Annotated in this window: 12 protein-coding genes and 1 riboswitch; of the genes, 1 reads left to right on the top strand and 11 read right to left on the bottom strand. The window is 69.3% G+C overall.

Annotated features, from left to right (window positions below; genetic code table 11):
* Window positions 1-95 precede the first annotated feature (95 nt).
* Window positions 96-1136 (bottom strand): LLM class F420-dependent oxidoreductase, encoded by a 1041-nt coding sequence (locus ACZ6DT_RS23815; protein ID WP_465598959.1) that lies wholly within the window; start codon window positions 1134-1136, stop codon window positions 96-98.
* 79 nt (window positions 1137-1215) lie between these two features.
* Window positions 1216-4527, bottom strand: a complete 3312-nt coding sequence (locus tag ACZ6DT_RS23810) for a DUF885 domain-containing protein (protein WP_465598957.1) — start codon at window positions 4525-4527, stop codon at window positions 1216-1218.
* Window positions 4528-4661: 134 nt separating this feature from the next.
* Here ACZ6DT_RS23810 and ACZ6DT_RS23805 point away from each other — a divergent pair, with 134 nt between their 5' ends.
* On the top strand, window positions 4662-5681 hold the full coding sequence (locus ACZ6DT_RS23805) for an AsnC family protein (protein ID WP_465598955.1): 1020 nt from the start codon (window positions 4662-4664) through the stop codon (window positions 5679-5681).
* A 175-nt stretch (window positions 5682-5856) separates the two neighbouring features.
* Here ACZ6DT_RS23805 and ACZ6DT_RS23800 read toward each other — a convergent pair whose 3' ends face one another.
* The 9 genes from ACZ6DT_RS23800 to ileS all read right to left on the bottom strand — a co-directional run bounded on the left by ACZ6DT_RS23800 (window position 5857) and on the right by ileS (window position 17778).
* Window positions 5857-6783 (bottom strand): RluA family pseudouridine synthase, encoded by a 927-nt coding sequence (locus ACZ6DT_RS23800; protein ID WP_465598953.1) that lies wholly within the window; start codon window positions 6781-6783, stop codon window positions 5857-5859.
* Window positions 6780-7343, bottom strand: a complete 564-nt coding sequence (lspA, locus tag ACZ6DT_RS23795) for a signal peptidase II (protein ID WP_465598951.1) — start codon at window positions 7341-7343, stop codon at window positions 6780-6782. Before lspA ends, ACZ6DT_RS23800 begins: the two co-directional genes overlap by 4 nt.
* 24 nt (window positions 7344-7367) lie before the next feature.
* Window positions 7368-7979: a hypothetical protein gene (locus ACZ6DT_RS23790; protein ID WP_465598949.1), complete on the bottom strand. Its 612-nt coding sequence runs from the start codon at window positions 7977-7979 to the stop codon at window positions 7368-7370.
* Window positions 7980-7998: 19 nt separating this feature from the next.
* Window positions 7999-9363: an aminotransferase class V-fold PLP-dependent enzyme gene (locus ACZ6DT_RS23785; RefSeq protein ID WP_465598947.1), complete on the bottom strand. Its 1365-nt coding sequence runs from the start codon at window positions 9361-9363 to the stop codon at window positions 7999-8001.
* 32 nt (window positions 9364-9395) lie between these two features.
* A riboswitch (SAM riboswitch) is annotated at window positions 9396-9510 on the bottom strand.
* A 163-nt stretch (window positions 9511-9673) separates the two neighbouring features.
* On the bottom strand, window positions 9674-10357 hold the full coding sequence (locus tag ACZ6DT_RS23780; RefSeq protein WP_465598945.1) for a M23 family metallopeptidase: 684 nt from the start codon (window positions 10355-10357) through the stop codon (window positions 9674-9676).
* Between the two features lie 130 nt (window positions 10358-10487).
* Window positions 10488-11966, bottom strand: coding sequence for a potassium/proton antiporter (locus ACZ6DT_RS23775; protein ID WP_465598943.1), 1479 nt, complete (start codon window positions 11964-11966; stop codon window positions 10488-10490).
* Between the two features lie 111 nt (window positions 11967-12077).
* Window positions 12078-12761, bottom strand: coding sequence for an ArsR/SmtB family transcription factor (locus tag ACZ6DT_RS23770; RefSeq protein ID WP_465598941.1), 684 nt, complete (start codon window positions 12759-12761; stop codon window positions 12078-12080).
* Window positions 12762-12804: 43 nt separating this feature from the next.
* Entirely contained in the window at window positions 12805-14409 is a 1605-nt protein-coding gene (locus ACZ6DT_RS23765) for a penicillin-binding transpeptidase domain-containing protein (RefSeq protein ID WP_465598939.1), read from the bottom strand.
* Between the two features lie 207 nt (window positions 14410-14616).
* Window positions 14617-17778 carry an isoleucine--tRNA ligase gene (gene ileS, locus ACZ6DT_RS23760; RefSeq protein WP_465598938.1) on the bottom strand — a complete coding sequence of 1054 codons (3162 nt, stop codon included), beginning with the start codon at window positions 17776-17778 and terminating at the stop codon, window positions 14617-14619.
* Window positions 17779-17856: the final 78 nt, after the last annotated feature.

Raw genomic sequence — 17856 nt, 5'->3', positions numbered from 1 at the left:
CACCGGGAGGCCGCTTTTTGACCGAGAAGAAGTCAAACCCGCGCAGGTCAAGTATACCGTATCGATACAGATGAGAGGTTCGCCTCCCCACCTGCCTAGTCGATGAGTTCGCGCAGCTTCGAAACCTGCGCCACACGGGCTTCACGGCCGGGTAGCAGCGGGTTGACCACCAGTGTGGTCGCGCCGGCCTCACGGAACGCGGCCAGCCGCTCCTTGACGTGACCCTCCGGCCCGATCAGTGAGATCGCCCTGATCAGTTCCGCCGGCACCGCCGCGGCGGCTTCGTCCTTCTTGCCGTCCAGGTACAGGTCCTGAATGAGCTTCGCTTCTGCCTCGTAGCCGTACCGCTGAGCGAGACTGTTGTAGAAGTTCTTCCCGCGCGCGCCCATCCCGCCGATGTACAGCGCCAGCATGCCGCGCAGGTGGTCCAGCAGCCCGTCGACGTCGTCACCGATCGCCAGCGCGGTGCCGACGAAAGTGTCCAGCTCGCCCAGCGACGAATCGCGCTTCGCCTTGCCCTCGGCCAGCGACGCGCCCCAGACCTCGGCGGCCTTCTCGGGGTGGAAGAAGATCGGCTCCCAGCCCTCGGCGAGTTCGGCGGTGAGCGCGACGTTCTTCGGGCCGATCGAGGCCAGCAGGATCGGGATCCGCTCGCGCACCGGGTGGTTGATCAGCTTCAGCGGCTTGCCAAGGCCAGTGCCCTGCTCGGGTGGCAGCGGGATCGAGTAGTGCGTGCCGGAGTGCACCACCTTCTCCCGCCGCCACACCTGACGGCAGATGTCGATGATCTCGCGTGTGCGACCGAGCGGCGCGTCGTACTTCACGCCGTGGAAACCCTCGATGACCTGCGGACCGGACGCGCCGATGCCGAGGGTGAACCGGCCGTCGGAGACGAAGTCGAGCCCGGCGGCGGTCATCGCGGTCAGCGTCGGCGTCCGCGTGTAGATCTGGAAGATGCCGGACGCGATCTGGACCCGCTCGGTCTTCGCCGCGACGTAGCCGAGCTGGCTGACCGCGTCGAACGAATAGGCCTCGGGGACGAAGACGATGTCCAGTCCGGCCTTCTCCAGCTCGACGATGTCCGCCACGCTGTCGGCGAAACCACCGGCGTAGCTGATCGCGGTCCCGATCCTCATCGACATCTCCTCACAAGTTACTGAGCGTTCGCTTAGCGACAGTATGCGCTGGCACGCCGTTGGGCGCCTGTGTGCCGGCTCACTGCGCGGCCACCCACTCCTTCACGACGTCGTCCAGGACCCGCAGCGGCAGGATCCCGTTGCTCAGCACGACCTCGTGGAAGCCCTTGATGTCGAACCGATCGCCCAGCGCCGCCTCGGCCTCGGCACGGATCCGCTCGATCTCCAGCCGTCCCACCATGTACGACAGCGCCTGCCCCGGAACGGCGGCGTAGCGGTCGATCTCGGCCTCGATCTCCACCCTCGCCATGGGCGTGTTCTCGGTGAGGAAGTCGACGGCCTGCTGACGGCTCCAGCCGAGCGCGTGCATCCCGGTGTCGACGACGAGCCGCCCGGCGCGCATCGAATCCTGGGTGAGCATGCCGAACCTGGTCAGATCGCTGGAGTACAGACCCATCTCGTCGGCGAGGCGCTCCGCGTAGAGCCCCCAGCCTTCGACGTAGGCGTTGACGTCGGCGTGACCGCGCAACATCGGCAGGCCCTTGAGCTCATGCGCGATGCAGATCTGGAAGTGGTGCCCCGGAACGGCTTCGTGGAAGGCGATCGCCTCGCTCGTGTGCTTCGGGCGCAGCTCGGCCTCGTAAGTGTTCGCGTAGTAGATGCCCGGCCGCGAGCCGTCGAGCGCGGCCTCGACGTAGTACGCCAGCGTGCCGCCGGGCGCCTCCGCGGGCGGGACCGGCTCGACCTGGCACCGCTGCCCGGGGACGGTCGAGAACCACTGCGGGGCGACGGCTTCGGCGCGGGTGATGGCGTCACGCGCGGCGTCGAGCAGTTCGTCGCCGTCCCGCCAGCGCAGGGCCGGGTCGGTGCGCAGCCGCTCGAAGATCTCGTCGAGATCCTTGGTGCCGAAGATCTTGTCGCCAAGCTCGCGGTACTGGTCGGCCAGTTTCGCGATCATGTCGAGGCCGGTGTCGTGCAGTTCCCGCGCGGTGCGTTCGGTAGAGGTATGCGCCCGGATCAGCGCGGCGTACTTCTCCTGCCCGCCGGGAAGCGCGCACAGACCGGGCTCCTTCTCGGACTTCGCCACGGGACGCAGCTCGTCGGCGAGGAAGTCGCGATACCGGGCATAGGCCGGCCGGACGACCTCGGCCAGCAGTCGATCCCGTTCGGCTTCGTAGCCCTCCACGGAAACTGACGCGGTGAGCGCCAGCGGGTCACCCGCCTCGTCACCGAGATAGCGCTCCACGTAAGCGATCCCGCCTTCGACGAGGAAGCCGGGCGGGACCAGCCCTTCGGCCGCCGCCGCGCGCTGGCGCACGATGAGGGCGTCCAGGTAGGCGCCCATGCCGTCCAGCCGCTTCAGGTAGCCGCGGACCTTCTCCTCGTCGTTCAGCGACAGCACCGAGAGTTCGTTGAGCATGAACAGCGCGGGCGAAGCCAGTCCGTCGCTGACCGAGAACTCGGCGGCGCGGGCGTCGATCAGGTCGATCATCGCCTTCGCCTGCTGGATCACGACCTCGCGGGTGACCGCTTCGGCCGGAAAAAGTCCTTCGGTGGCGAGGGCTTCGGCCCGCTCGGCGATGGCGACCGCCGACGCGCGCTGTGCGGTCGCGGCCTCCGCGCTCGGGTCGGGCAGCGCGCCGTGATCGCCGGGCAGCCCGAGCAGGGACGGCCACAGCGGGAGTTCTTCGAACTTGAGCTCCATCAGCTCGTCGGCGAGACCGTTCGGGGTGTCGCCGTGCCCGGCGACCCAGTCGCGGACCACACCGTCCAGCACCGAAAGCGGCAGCGACCCGCCGCCGAGCACGACGTCGTGGAAGGCCTTGATGTCGAACCTGCTGCCCAGCGTCAGCTCGGCCCGCGCGCGGATGCGCTGGATCTCCAGCCGTCCCACCATGTACGACAGCGCCTGGCCGGGGAAGGCGATGTAACGGTCCACTTCGGACTCGATCTCCACCAGCGCCATCGGCGTGTTCTCGGTGAGGAAGTCGATGGCCTGGCGGCGGCTCCATCCCAGCGCGTGCAGCCCGGTGTCGACGACCAGCCGCCCGGCCCGCATCGAATCCATGGTCAGCATGCCGAGTTTCGCGACGTCGTCGGAGTACAGACCCATCTCGTCGGCGAGGCGCTCGGTGTACAGGCCCCAGCCCTCGGCGTACGCGGTGAAGTCGCCGATGCGGCGCAGCAACGGGAGCTCGGTGAGTCCCTGCGCGAGGCTCAGCTGGAAGTGGTGGCCGGGGATGGCCTCGTGGAACGCCGTCGCCTCGGCCGCGTGCCGGAACCGCTCCTCCGCCTTGTGGGTGTTGGCGAAGTAGATGCCCGGCCGGGAGCCGTCGACCGCGGGCCACATGTAGTACGCGGCGGGCGCGCCGGGCGCGGATTCGGCGGGGACCGGCTCGACCGTCCACGGCTGCGGCGGGATCCGGCCGAACCACTTCGGTGCCTCGGCCTCGGCCCTGGTGATGGCCGCGCGGGCGGAGTCGAGCATCTCCTCGGCGCCCGACCAGCGCAGTGCCGGGTCGCTGCGGAGCCTGCTGAAGATCTCGGCGAGGTCGCTGGTGCCGAAGACCCGGGAGCCGTACTCGCGGTACTCGGCGGCCAGGTTCGCGATCACGTCGAGTCCGGTCTGGTGCAGCTCACGCGGGGTGCGGGCGGTCGTGGTGTGCATCTCGGCGAGCAGCGTGTAGATGCGCTCGCCGTCGGGCAGCCAGCAGACGCCGGGCTTGTCCTCGGGACGGCCGTGCGGCGCGATCTCCTTCGCGAGCACCTCGCGGTACTCGGCGATCGCGGGCCGGACGACGTCGCGCAGGAGGTCGGCGCGGCGGATTTCGAAGTCTTCGTCGGGCGCGGGCTGGCGCAGCAGCGGATCGGCCGACGGGTCGACGAGGTGCCGGTCGAGGTACGCGACGGTGGCGTCGACGAGGTAGGCGACCGGGACCAGGCCGCGGGCGACGCCGTCACGATGCCGCTGCGCGGCCTGCCGCAGGTACTCGGGGATCGCGGCGATCCGCCCGAGGTGCGCCTCCGCCTGCGCGCCCGTCCCGACCGACATCATCGGCAACACGGTGAGCACCTCGGCGGCGGGCGAGATGAACAGGTCGCTGACGGTGAACTCGACGAACCGCGAGTCCAGCAACGCGATCCTCGCCCGCGCCATCGCGATCAGGACGTCACGGGTGGTCTTCTCCTCCGCGCTCAGGCCGTCGGTGGTGAGCGCCTCGGCCCGCTCGGCGAACCCGGCCAACCGCGCGCGGAAAGCGTCTCCCGCGGCCTCGCTGAGATCGGTGAGCCCGGTCGATTCAGGACGGAAGCCCTGCAAAGCGGGCATGACCGGCTCGGCGTCGAAGAGGGCTTCGACGAACTCGTCGGCGAGGGCGGAGACTTCGCTCATGTTTCTTCCCCAGTGATCGGTGGAGACGGTATCCCCGACCCTAATGGAGACCGCGTCCTACCGAAGCCGGGTTTTGCGGCACTCGGACGGCCTCTCCCCGCGGCGCCGGAGGTGAGACGGTAGCGTTCCCGGACGTGGCCGTGACCGATCCCGTGGACATCCGCCTGCTCGCCGCCCTCGCGGACCTGGGCAAGGTGGCAGTACACGAACTCGCGGCCAAGGTGGGGATGGATCCGCGTGAGGTCGCGTACCGGCTGGTCGCCCTCTCCGGAAGCGGGCTGCCGCTGCTCGTCGGCGTGGAGAGCGACCCGAACGGGCTACGGGCCGCCATCGCCGGGGCGCCACCTTCGTGGGCGCAGCAGCCGCCTCAGCCTCAGCAACTCCAGCAGTCTCAGCGTCCGCCGGGTCACTCCGGGCCGCACAACATCCAGGGCACCCCCTCGGGGCCGTACAACGTCCAAGGGACACCGTCGGGTGCGTACAACGTGCACGGCACGCCGTCGGGCGCCTACAACGTGCACGGCACGCCGTCGGGGCGCTACCCCGGTCCGCCGTCGGCCCCGGTGCGCCAGCCGATGGCGCCGCCGCGACCGCCCGCCCCGCCGCAGCAGCAGTTCGCCCCGTCCCCGATGGCGCCCGCCGACCCGGTGATGAGCACCTGGGGTGTCCCGCAGACCGCGTCCTGGGCCCGCGGCGACGAACAGCAGGTCACCCCCCAGTCCGCACCGGAGGGCAAGAAGGGCCGGACCGGTGACGTGATGGAGACCCAGGGCCTGGAGGGCGAACAGCTCACCGTCCAGTTGCTCGAGGTCCAGGACCCGGCGGACTACCTGTTCAGCGCGGCGGGCTACTCGCTGGAGGCCGGGGAACGGTCGGTCGTGGTGCACACCGAGATCACCAACCGCGGGAACATCCCCTTCGTGTCGCTCCCGGACAACTACCTCGAACTGCTCACCGTGGACGGCAAGCCGATCACGAAGGCGCCGGTCTCGCTGACCTCGCGGCCGCCGCACAAGATCGGTGTCCGGCCCGGTGAGACCCTCGGCGGCCACACCGTCTACGTGCTGCCGGACGCCACCCGCGTGGTCGCCGTGCGCTGGTCACCCCGCCCGGAACCGGACGAGCGCACGCTGACCTGGTCGATCGACGACTGACCCGCGCGGCGCCCGCAACGCCTTCGGTAGCGACGGCCTAGTCCTCTTCAAGTACATGAAGGGGTCCTTCACGGAGCCAGGCGCAAGGATGGGGGCCTTCATGTACTTGAGAGCGCATCCGGTGGCGACGGCCGGGGGCCCCTTCGCGCCAGCGCCTAAGGTCCAGAAGTCGGGGCTAGTTCTCGTCTTGCAGGATCCGCAACGCGGTGGCGAGGTCGTCGGGGTACTCCGACTCGAACTCGACCCAGCGCCCGTCGGACGGGTGGGCGAAGCCGAGCGTTTTGGCGTGCAGCCATTGCCGGGAGAGCCCGAGCTTGCGCGCCAGCACCGGGTCGGCGCCGTAGGTCAGGTCGCCGACACACGGATGCTTGAGCGCCGAGAAGTGCACGCGGATCTGGTGCGTGCGGCCGGTCTCCAGCTTGATCTGCGCCAGCGACGCGGCGCGGAAGGCCTCGACGACCTCGTAGTGCGTGACGCTGGGCCGTCCGCCCTGGACGACGGCGAACTTGTAGTCGTGCCGGGGGTGCCGGTCGATCGGCGCGTCGATGGTGCCGCGCGTCGGATCCGGGTGGCCCTGGACGATGGCGTGGTAACCCTTGTCGACGGTGCGTTCCTTGAACGCCCGCTTCAGGACGGTGTACGCGTGCTCGCTCTTCGCCACGACCATCACGCCGGTGGTGCCGGCGTCCAGCCGGTGGACGACGCCCTGGCGTTCGGCCGCGCCCGAGGTCGCGATCCGCAGCCCGGCGGCGGCGAGCCCGCCGACGACGGTCGGGCCGGTCCAGCCGGGGCTCGGGTGCACGGCGACGCCGACCGGCTTCGAGATCACCACGATGTCGTCATCGTCGTGCAGGATCTTCATGCCTTCGACGGCTTCCGCGACGACCTCGATGGGCGAGGCCGGATCGGGCAGCGTCACTTCGAGCAGCCCGCCGGCGGTCAGCCGGTCCGACTTCCCGGCCTGCCTGCCGTCGAGCAGGATCTCGCCGGATTCGGCCAGTTCCGCCACGATCGTGCGGGAAAGCCCCAGTAGTTTCGCCAGCCCCGCGTCGACGCGCATGCCGTCGAGCCCGTCGGGAACGGGCAACATCCGCGCGCTCATTCGCTCGCCGCTTTCTTCTTGTCCTTCGTGGATGTCCCGTCGTAGTCCTTGCCCAGCAAGGAAAGGATCACGACGAGCACGCCGCCGACACAGATCGCGGAGTCGGCGACGTTGAAGATCGCCCAACCCTGCCCGTTCGGCGCGAACGCGGAGATCATGTCGACCACATGTCCCCGCAGCGGGCCCGGCGCGCGGAAGATCCGGTCGGTCAGGTTGCCGAGCGCACCGGCCAGCACCAGGCCGAGGCCGATCGCCCAGCCGACCGAGCGCAGCCGCCGGGACAGCCAGACGATGGCGATCACGACGGCGATCGCGACCAGCGCGAGCACCCAGGTCAGCCCGGTCGCCATCGAGAAGGCGGCACCGGGGTTGCGCACCAGCTGGAAGTACACCAGCCCGCCGAGGAACTCGACCGGCTGCTTGCCCTCGAGCGTGGACACGGCGATCTGCTTGGTGAGGAGGTCGATCCCCCACAGCACCGCGGCGACGGCGAACACCACGGCGACGCGCTTCTTGGGCAGCGGCGGCGACGGTGGCGCGGTTTCGGGCTCTGTACTCACTCCCCCATTGTCCACTGAGCGTGCTCAGGCCTCCTCGGCGGCTGTCTTCGGCCTGCTCAACAGGGCCGCGAACGCCCCGGCGAGCGCGACCAGCGACGACAGCACCAGCGCGAGCTGTCCTCGCGCGAGCACGACCGCGCAGAGCACGAACGCCGCGGCCACGACTAGCACCAGCACGCTGCGCTCCAGCCAGGCGAGCAGGACCAGGCCAAGCGTCAGCAAAACCGCGCTCCGCGTGTCGCCGTCCATGTCGAATTCCCAGTAGCCGACCAGATCAGCCAGCACGATGGCGACCAGTCCGCCGAGCGCGATCGCGGCGACCTTCCACCACCGCACGGTCTTCGCCCGGAAGGCATAGAACAACACCGTGCCGAGATAGACCGCGAGGACGGCGAACAGCCAGCCGTCGTTCCGGCCGACGCCGGAGAACGACATGTCCAGCGTGGTCGCGTACTCGCGGCTCATCTCGACCCCAGAGAAGCCCACATATCCGTAGGAATGCCGCTGGTCTGTACCAGGCGCGTAGGCGAACCAGCCCCCGGACCACGGTCCGCCGAAGGCCACGGCCACCACCACCAGCTGGGCGAATCCCAGCAACGCCAGCGGAAACCAGTAACGCGGTCGTTCGTTCCCCATGCGGGGTGAGGGTAGTGGGTCAGGCGCAGAACGGGGGAAGCTCCCGCGGATCGTTCTCCGGCACCCAGCGGCCCTCGGGCTTCTCGTACTGCCAGCGCGCGCCGCGGGCGACGATCTGACGCAGCGCCAGCACGAGGCGGTCCACATGTTCGGTGGTGCTACCGAGGCCGAGGCTGACCCGGACTGCCTGCTGTCCGGTCGAACCGGCTGCGGAGATCAGCCGTTTGGTCGCGATGTGCGCGCAGAACGCGCCGTCCCGCACGCCGATGCCGTACTCCGCCGAAAGGACGGCGGCGAGCCAGCCCGGGTCGAAGCCGTCGACGACGAAGCTGAGCGTGCCGACCCTGTCGACCGGAGCGTCGAACAGCCGCAGTTCGGCGAATCCGGGAACGGCGGCGAGACCGCGACGCAGCCGCGCCAGCAGTTCGTCTTCGTGAGCGACGATCGCGTCCCAGTTCTCAGCCAGTGTCTCGCAGGCGACACCGAGCGCGTGGACGCCGACGGTGTTGGGAGAACCGGCTTCGTGCCGCTCGGGGCCGGAATTCCAGACCACGCCGAGGTTTTCGGAGTCACGGTTGACGAGCTTCGTCGCGCCGCCACCGGCGAGGTACGGCTGAGCGGCGCGCAGCCAGTCGGCGCGGCCGATCAGCGCGCCGGCCCCGAAAGGCGCGTACAGCTTGTGGCCCGACAGCGCGACGTAGTCGACGTCAAGTTCGCGCACGGAGATCTTGCGATGGGGCGCGAGCTGCGCCGCGTCGAGCGCGATCCGGGCGCCGTGCCGCCGCGCGACCGCGGTGATCTCCTTGACCGGCAACAGTTCCCCGGTCACGTTGGACGCGCCGGTGATGACGACCAGCCGCGGGCCCTGCGGGCAGTCCGCGAGCGCTTCGTCCACAGCGGACACCGCGGCGAGGCGGGTGCGAGGGGTCTGGACCCGGCGGACGTTCGGGCCCCTCCATGGCAGCAGCGCGGCGTGGTGGTCGGTGTCGAACACGACGACCGACGTGTGCTTCGGCAGGCTGCGCGCGAGAAGGTTGAAGGAATCGGTGGTGTTGCGGGTGAACACGACGGCGTCGGTCGACCGCGCGTCGACGAAGTTCCGCAGGATTCCCCGCGTGCGCTCGTAAAGCTTGGTGGAGACCTGCGACGCGAACCCGGCCCCGCGGTGCACGCTGGCGTACCAGGGCAGGAATTCGTCGACCGCGGCCCGCACCTTGTCCAGACAGGGAGCGCTCGCCGCGTGGTCGAGGTTCGCGTATCCGATCTCGCCACCGGTCACCAGCGGAACCCGCAGATCGGCGCACGCGACCGTCGGGATTTCATGCGTGGCCACGGTTTCCGCGACAGCGGCGGGGGTGTTCGTGCGTTCGAGAGCGAGTGTCATCGTCATCCTCCGGGCCAGGGGACCCGGCGAGGATCCCGCGCTTGCCCGTCGCACCACGCGACGAGCCAGGTCCTCACCCGGGGCACCCCACCGCGGAAGGAGGGTTGCCGGTCAGCTAGCCGGGGCTTGACGCTGACACTCGTGACCTACGGACGAAGTTAGCGGATGGGCGGGCGATCGAGCCACCCCTCGTCCGCATGTTGAGACGCCGGTCACGCGTTCCGTAACCGAAGAGAACCCCCGCATTTAGTCCTCTAGTTGCGATAGATGCGCGTGCAAGTACCGCATCCAGAGGACTAAATGCGAGAGGTCAGACGTGGAATCGGCCGGGCAGGGGGACGGTCGCGCGGGAGGACACCTCAGTCGCGGTCCCCGAGTACTGATCGGTGCCCGCGGTGAACTGCCAGCCGCCGAAGGTCTTGCCGTCGATGGGCTCGCCGTAGGCCTGCGCGACCTTGGTCGAGACCTCGTCGTAGGACATGCCGTTCCAGTTGCCCGCGCCGACGCCGAAGTCGCGCGAGTCGCCGCCCCGCGCGGCGGCCGTCGGCAGGGTCCAGAGGGTGAAGTGCACGTGGGCGCCGGTACTGCTGCCACCGCAGGGCAGCGCGTTACCGGTCCGGCCGAGGGCGTCGCCAGGAGCGACCTTCTGGCCGTCGGTGACCGAAATGCCTTCCAGGTGGTAGTACCCGGTCCGCCGGCCGCCGTCGTGGTCGACGGTCACCCAGTCGCCGCCGTCGCAGTGCTGGATCCGGACCGTGCCCGCCAGCGGGGCGCGAACGGTCCTGTCGCCGGGGCTGAAGTCGATGGCGTTCTTCACGCCGGAGGTCCCGTTGTCCGAGTGGATCCCCGCCGAGTAGACCGACTGGCCCGTACCGAAGGGCAATCCGAACGCCGGGAACGCGTCGGCCGCGGCTGCGGTCGGCGCGGCGAGAACCACCCCGACGAGTGCAGCAGTGACCCCCAGACCGGCGAACCGCACAGGAAGTTTCGTCACCTTGCGTACTCCTTATCCCGCGACACTCACCCATTCGATGGAGTCGATTGCCGGGAAGGTAATCCAAAAGGAGGACGAAAAGGAAGAACTTTCTGAGATCAACCGACGAACAGCCGGTGCCGATCGTGACCTACTGGCCGGATTCGCCCTTCCACCTGGCCAGGCGACCAGCGCGGTCGACGGCCCGCAGGCGTCGTTCGGCCACGTCGCGGGCCTCGGCGGTGGTCACGACGAGTAACTGATCACGTTCCTGGAGCCGGGTGTCCTTGTTGGGCGTGAAGCCTGTGCCGTCGCGGACGAGGAGGCTGATCGTCGCCCCCACCGGCAGCCGCAGTTCGGCCAGGTAGACGCCGTGCATCTTGGAGCCGGAGTGGATACGGACCTGCAGCAGCTCCGCGCCCATCTCGTCGAGTGGCGCCGAGTCGACCTCGATCTCATGCGCTTCGGAGTGCTGGGCGAGTCCGAGCACTCGGGCGAGCGGGGTCAGGGTCGCGCCCTGAAGCAACGTCAGCACGATGACCAGCACGAACACCGCGTCGACCAGTTCCTGCGCGCCGGGCACCCCGGACGACAAGGGGATCAGCGCGAGCACGATCGGGACCGCCCCGCGCAAGCCCGCCCAGGAGAGGAACACCTGTTCTCGCCAAGGGATCTTGAACGGCAGCGCCGAGAGCACCACCGACAACGGACGGGCGAGCAACAGCACGACCGCACCCGCGACCAGGCCCTGAACCAGGCTTTCGAGGATCCTGCTCGGCGAGGCGAACAGGCCCAGCAGCACGAACAGCCCGATCTGCGCGAGCCAGCCGAGCCCCTCGGCGAAGGACAGTGTGTCCGACCGGTGCGGCAGCTTCGAGTTCCCGAGCACCAGGGCCGCGACGTAGGTGGCGAGCAGTCCCGACGCGTGGGCGAGCTGCCCGCTCGAGTACGCCACGACGCAGACCGCGACCGTGGCCAGCGGATAAAGGCCGGTGGCGGGAAGCGCCGCCCGGCGCAGCGCGAACGCCCCGCCCCAGCCGAAGGCCAGGCCGATCACCAGCCCGGCGCCGAGTTCGTAGACCACCAGCAGCGGTAGCGACCAGTCGATGGTCGTCCCCTCGGCCAGGACGACGACGGCGATGTAGGCCGGGGCGTCGTTGATCCCCGACTCGATCTCCAGCGCGCCGACGAGCCGTTTGCCGATGCCCGCCGATCTCAGCACGGAGAAGACCGCGGCGGCGTCGGTCGAGGCCAGTACCGCGCCCCACAGCAACGCCATCCGCCAGTCCAGGCCCAGCAACCAGTGCAGGGCCGCGCCGGTGACCGCGATGCTCACCACGACGGCCACTGTGGACAGTGCGATGCCGATGCCCAACGACGGTTTCACGGCCGTCCACCGGGTGGTGAGGCCACCTTCGGACAGGATCATCACCAGCGCGGCGAGGCCTAGCGACTGGGTGAGTTCGGGGTTTTCGTACTGGATGCCGAAGCCGGCTTCGCCGAGCAGGACTCCCATCCCCAAGTACAGCAACAGCGAAGGGAGGCCGACCCGGATCGACACCCGGACGGCGATCACGGCGACGAGGAGCACGGCTCCACCGGTACCGAGGATGAGCGGGAGCTGCTCCATGTCGCCTCCCGTCCGGTCGCCGTGAGGGCTCCAGAATAGTGAGGCGGTGGCCGTCACACCTTCGTGTACCGCTCGACGGTGAGCCGAACGGACTGTGTTACAGACTGTCCTTTACGGACTCCGCAGGGCCACCAGATCGACGCCGAGTTCGGCGAACGGTTCCTCCGCCGTCGGCAGGACTTTCACCGCGCGGTTGCCCTCACGGGACAACCAGCCGACCCGCACTCCGTGAGACAGTAACGCCGCGGGGACCCGGCCCGCCAAATGATCACGGCGGACCGTCCAATCCAGACAGTCGCGCAGCATCGGGCGGCGGCCGTCGGCGATCTCCACCCCGAGCCCGCCGAGCACCTCGCGTCCGCGACCGGTCAGCGTCAGTCCGTCGGCCTCGTCGATCAGCCCGGTGGCCAGCATCCCGTCCCGCAGCGCGACACCGACCGTCCCGGCGAGGTGGTCGTAGCAGGTCCGGGCGAACTCGAGCCGTTTCACCCGCACCGACGAACGCAACCCCTTCACCGGGCGGTGCTCGGCGTGCTGCGCCAGATGCTCGATCAGCTCCGCCACCCGGGGATCGGCGATCCGGACGTAGCTGTGCCGCCCCTGTTTGACCCGCACGACGAATCCGGCCTCGGCCAGCTTCGTCACGTGCTCGCTCGCCGTCGACGCGGCCACCTCGGCCGCGCCCGCCAGCTCCGTCACCGTCCAGGCACGTCCGTCGAGCAGCGCGAGGCACATCGACGCGCGGCTCGGATCGGCGAGCACGGCCGCCACCTGGGCCAGAGCGATCGTTTCCATGCGTTCACCGTAGAAGACCGAAGCTTCGGCGAGGACCGAACCGTCAGCCCGCCAGGAACTTGGCCGCCAGCTGCACCGCGGGCCCGGAGTCGTCGGAACCCTCGAGCATGACGGCGAAGGCGACGTCCCCGCGGTAGCCGACGAACCAGCCGTTGGCGTCGGCACCCGAGCCGAACTGCGCCGTCCCCGTCTTGCCGAAGACGGCGCCGCTGCCCTTCAACGCCTTCGCGGTCCCCGTCGTGCAGACCTCGCGCATCATCGCGCGGACCTGGTTCAGCACCCCGGCGGTCGGGGCCTGGTAACCGGCGTTGACCTTGGTCTCCAGTCCCTGCCACAGCTTCGGCACCACCGGCTTCCCCGTGGCGACGGTCGCGGCCATGAGCGCCGCGCCCAGCGGGCTGACCTGCACCCTTCCCTGGCCGATCCCGGCCTCCACCTGCTCGTCGCCGCTGCCTGAGGACTCCACTTTCCCGGTCTCGGTGGCCAGTCCCGGGATCTCGAAGTCGGCGTTGAGGCCGAACTGGTTCGCGGCCTTCGCGAGGCCGTCCGCGGGCAGTTGCCCGGCGAGCCGCCCGAAGGTCGTGTTGCACGACGCGGCGAACGCCGTCTTCAGCGAAACGGTCCCCAGGTCGAACCCGTTGTCGTTCTTGAGCGTGCGGGTGCCGATCTGCTCACTGCCCGGGCAGGCCACCGGCGAGTCCGCGGAGACCCCGCCCTGCTGCAACGCCGCGGTCGCCGTGGCGATCTTGAAGGCCGAGCCAGGCGCGTAGAGACCGCTGAGCGCTTTCGGCTGATTCCCGGCGGCGGCGTTCTGCGCGACCGCCAGGAGCTCGCCCGAGGTCTTCATCGCGACGATGATCGCCGATCCACCGAAGCCGTCGACGGCTTTCTGCGCGGCGGTCTGGGACGCCACGCTCAAGGTCGAGACCAGCGGTTTGCCGGTCTCGGCGGCTTGCCCGAAGAGCGTTTCGACCGGTTTCCCGGAAGCGTCGACGCGCGACACCGTGACGGTCGCCGGGGTCCCGGTGCCGCCGTTCTGCCCGGACGCGACCTTGGACAACGCCCCCTGCAGGATCGGCGCGACACCGGCCGCGTCCCCGCCGACGAGGGCCTTGCCGTCCCGGTCGGCCACAACCGGCTTTGCCGAAACCGGAGCGGCGGAAAGCCGCTGCCCGGCTTCGAGCTTCGGGTGGATCGCCGACATCGCCCAGCGGACCACCCATTTCCCGGCGTTGCGCACCAGGTCCAGCTTGCCTTCGTACTTCCAGACGCTGTTGGCAGCGAAGGTCCACGCGGCATGGAAGGTGGCCGACGTCGTGGTCGCCTCGCCCGGCGTCGTCGGAACCTCGCCGAGCGTCGTCTTGACCGACGCCCCGCTGAGCGCGCCGCGCGTCCCGGCAAGAGCGGCCGTGGCCGCCGCCGGATCGTCGACCGGCGCACCGGTCAGGTCGCCGGTGTCGAACTGCCGCAGGAACCGGGTGGCGACCTGCGCCGGGCTCTCCTGCGCGTTCGCGGTGGACTCCCCCGGCCCGCCGTCTGCCGCGGGCGCCTGGTCCTCCTTGACCAGCAACACCACCGCCGCCACCACGATGGCGACGACCGCCAGCACGGCGCCGAGCAGGATCCCTCTTTTCCGGGCAGGACTCATGGCTTCGCTCTCCCCCAGTGCGGCACGCCCCTCGCGCGCCTCGGGCGCCAGCCTGCCGATTTCCCCGGGGCAAGGCTGCCTCCGGGCGGGAAAGCGACGTTTCCGAATCCGTTTCGTAATCCCGGCGATCAGGCCCCCTCGATGCTATGAACGGTCCGTTCCTTGCAAATTTTGCAAGGAACGGACCGTTCATAGCGCTCACGAGGGTCAGGCCTTGGCGACCGTCACGGTCACCTTGGTGCCCTCCCCGACCGTCCCGGCCGAGCCGTCGGCGACGGCGCCGTAGGCGACCGAAGTCGCCAGCGTCTCCGAAGCGATGAACTCCTCGTGCGTCTTCGCGGCCGTGACCACGTCTTCCGGCGCGTCGACCGTCAGCGCGATCCGGTCGGCGACGTCGAGTCCGGCGTCACGGCGAGCCTGCTGCACGACGCGGACCAGGTCACGAGCGAGACCCTCGGCCGCCAGCTCGTCGGTCACCTCGGTGTCGAGCAGCACCAGCCCGGCGCCGCCCGGCAGTTCCGCGGCCGCGCCGCCGCCCTTGGCGACCAGACGCCGGTCGTACTCGCCTTCGACGAGTTCGATCCCGGCGGCCACGACGGCACCGCTCTCCGAAGTCGTCCACTCGCCGGCCTTGACGGCCTTGATCACCGTCTGGACGTCCTTGCCCAGCCGCGGTCCGGCGGCGCGCGCGTTCACGGCGACCTCGAAACCGCCGTGGGCGGCGACGTCCGTGGTCAGCTCGACGGACTTGACGTTGACCTCGTCACGCAGGATGTCGGTGAACTCGCGCAGCGAGTCGGCCTCGTGCGCGGCGACGACCAGCTTGGCCAACGGCAACCGCACGCGCAGCTTGTTCGACTTCCGCAGCGAAAGCGCCGAGGACGCCACCTGGCGCACCCGGTCCATCGCCGTCACCAGAGCCGCGTCGGCGGGCAGGTCGAGCGCGTTCGGCCAGTCGGTCAGGTGTACCGAACGGCCGCCGGTCAGCCCACGCCAGACGACCTCGGTGGTCAGTGGCAGCAGCGGCGCCACCACCCGCGACGTCACCTCCAGCACGGTGTGCAGGGTGTCGATCGCGTCCTGCTCGCCCGCCCAGAACCGGTCGCGCGACCGGCGTACGTACCAGTTCGTCAGCACTTCGAGGAAGTCACGGACGGTCGAGCAGGCACCGGCGACGTCGTAGGTGTCGAGCGCGTGCTCGACGTCGGTCACCAGTTCGTGCGTCTTCGCCAGCACATACCGGTCGAGGACGTGCTTCGAATCCGTGCGCCACTTGCCTTCCACACCCTCGGCGTTCGCGTAGAGCGCGAGGAAGTAGTACGAGTTCCACAGCGGCAGCACGGCCTGGCGGACGGCGTCGCGGATGCCCTTGTCGGTGACGACCAGGTTCCCGCCGCGCAGGATCGGGCTCGCCATCAGGTACCAGCGCATCGCGTCGGAGCCGTCGCGGTCGAAGACCTCGTTGACGTCCGGGTAGTTGCGCAGCGACTTGGACATCTTCTGGCCGTCCGAGCCCAGCACGATCCCGTGCGAGACGCAGGTGCGGAACGCCGGCCGGTCGAACAGCGCGGTCGCCAGCACGTGCAGCAGGTAGAACCAGCCGCGGGTCTGCCCGATGTACTCGACGATGAAGTCGCCCGGGTAGTGGTGCTCGAACCACTCGGTGTTCTCGAACGGGTAGTGCACCTGCGCATACGGCATCGAACCCGAGTCGAACCAGACGTCGAACACGTCCTCGATCCGGCGCATGGTGGACTTCCCGGTCGGGTCGTCCGGGTTGGGCCGGGTCAGCTCGTCGATGAAGGGGCGGTGCAGGTTCTCCAGCCGCACGCCGAAGTCGCGCTCGAGTTCGTCGAGCGAGCCGTAGACGTCCGTGCGCGGATACGCCGGGTCGTCCGACTGCCACACCGGGATCGGCGTGCCGAAGTACCGATTGCGGGAGACCGACCAGTCGCGGGCGTTCTCCAGCCACTTGCCGAACTGGCCGTCCTTGACGTTCTCCGGGTACCAGGTGATCTGCTGGTTCAGCTCGATCATCCGGTCCTTGAACTCGGTCACCGCGACGAACCACGACGAGACGGCGCGGTAGATCAGCGGGTTCCGGCAGCGCCAGCAGTGCGGGTACGGGTGCTCGTAGGTCTCGTGGCGCAGCAGCACCGCGCCCTGACGGCCGGCGGATCCGGTGCCGTTCTTGAGATCCTTGATGATGTTCGGGTTGGCGTCGAACACCTGCTGGCCCGCGTAGTCCGAGACGGTCGCGTCGAACTTGCCCTGCGCGTCCACCGGGGTGACCGGCACGATGCCTGCCGCGTCGGTGACGACCTTGTCCTCTTCACCGTAGGCGGGCGCGATGTGGACGACACCGGTGCCGTCCTCGGTGGTGACGTAGTCCGCGGACAGCACGCGGTGCGCGTTCTCATGGCCGGTGAAGTACGGGAACGGTGGGGCGTAACGAGTTCCGAGCAGTTCGGTGCCGGTGTAGTGCCCGACGACCTTCGGTTCTTCACCGAGCTCGCGAGCGTACGAGGCGACGCGCGCTTCGGCGAGCAGGAACCGCTTGCCGTCGGATTCCACCACGACGTAGCGCACGTCGGGGTGCACCGCGGTCGCGAGGTTGGACGGCAACGTCCACGGGGTCGTGGTCCAGATCAGCAGATACGTGCCGTCGAGCTCGTTGTCGTTGCCCTCCAAGCGGAAACCGACCGTGACGGCCGGGTCCTGGCGGCTGGCGTAGACGTCGTCGTCCATCCGCAGCTCATGGTTGGACAGCGGCGTCTCGTCGCGCCAGCAGTAGGGCAGGACGCGGTAGCCCTCGTAGACCAGGCCCTTGTCCCACAGCTGCTTGAACGCCCAGATGACCGACTCCATGTAGGACAGGTCGAGCGTCTTGTAGTCGTTCTCGAAGTCGACCCAGCGGGCCTGGCGGGTGACGTAGTCCTGCCATTCGCCGGTGTAGCGCAGCACGGACTCGCGGCAGGCCTCGTTGAAGACGTCGATACCCATCGCGTCGATCTCGGACTTCTCGGTGATCCCGAGCTGGCGCATGGCCTCGAGTTCGGCGGGCAGGCCGTGGGTGTCCCAGCCGAAGCGGCGCTCGACGCGCTTGCCCTTCATGGTCTGGTAACGCGGCACCAGGTCCTTCACGTACCCGGTGAGCAGGTGACCGTAGTGCGGGAGACCGTTGGCGAACGGCGGGCCGTCGTAGAAGACGTACTCGTTCGAACCGTTGACGCCGGGGTCGCGGGCATCGATCGAAGCCTGGAAGGTCCGATCGGATTCCCAGTACGCGAGGACGCGCTTTTCCGACTCGGGGAACGAAGGCTGGGACGGGACGCCGGTCTCGCCGTCCATCTGTGCCTTGGGATACATCTTCGGTGCTCCTCAGATCCGACACTGCTCGTCTCTCTCGTACAGGCTCGCGCCCACACGGGGACGAGACGGCCGTTT

It is taken from the genome of Amycolatopsis sp. NPDC041971 (assembly GCF_055588925.1).
The sequence above is the reverse complement of the archived record's forward strand: the minus strand, read 5'-3'. Positions and strand labels throughout refer to the sequence as shown.

Bases quoted from the DNA above. Each gene is read 5' to 3' on its own strand.
- ACZ6DT_RS23775 (WP_465598943.1), bottom strand. From the start codon at position 11,966: ATGGAGCAGCTCCCGCTCATCCTCGGTACCGGTGGAGCCGTGCTCCTC.
- ACZ6DT_RS23765 (WP_465598939.1), bottom strand. From the start codon at position 14,409: ATGAGTCCTGCCCGGAAAAGAGGGATCCTGCTCGGCGCCGTGCTGGCG.
- ACZ6DT_RS23800 (WP_465598953.1), bottom strand. From the start codon at position 6,783: ATGAGCGCGCGGATGTTGCCCGTTCCCGACGGGCTCGACGGCATGCGC.
- ileS (WP_465598938.1), bottom strand. From the start codon at position 17,778: ATGTATCCCAAGGCACAGATGGACGGCGAGACCGGCGTCCCGTCCCAG.
- ACZ6DT_RS23785 (WP_465598947.1), bottom strand. From the start codon at position 9,363: ATGACACTCGCTCTCGAACGCACGAACACCCCCGCCGCTGTCGCGGAA.
- ACZ6DT_RS23790 (WP_465598949.1), bottom strand. From the start codon at position 7,979: ATGGGGAACGAACGACCGCGTTACTGGTTTCCGCTGGCGTTGCTGGGA.
- ACZ6DT_RS23810 (WP_465598957.1), bottom strand. From the start codon at position 4,527: ATGAGCGAAGTCTCCGCCCTCGCCGACGAGTTCGTCGAAGCCCTCTTC.
- ACZ6DT_RS23815 (WP_465598959.1), bottom strand. From the start codon at position 1,136: ATGAGGATCGGGACCGCGATCAGCTACGCCGGTGGTTTCGCCGACAGC.
- ACZ6DT_RS23770 (WP_465598941.1), bottom strand. From the start codon at position 12,761: ATGGAAACGATCGCTCTGGCCCAGGTGGCGGCCGTGCTCGCCGATCCG.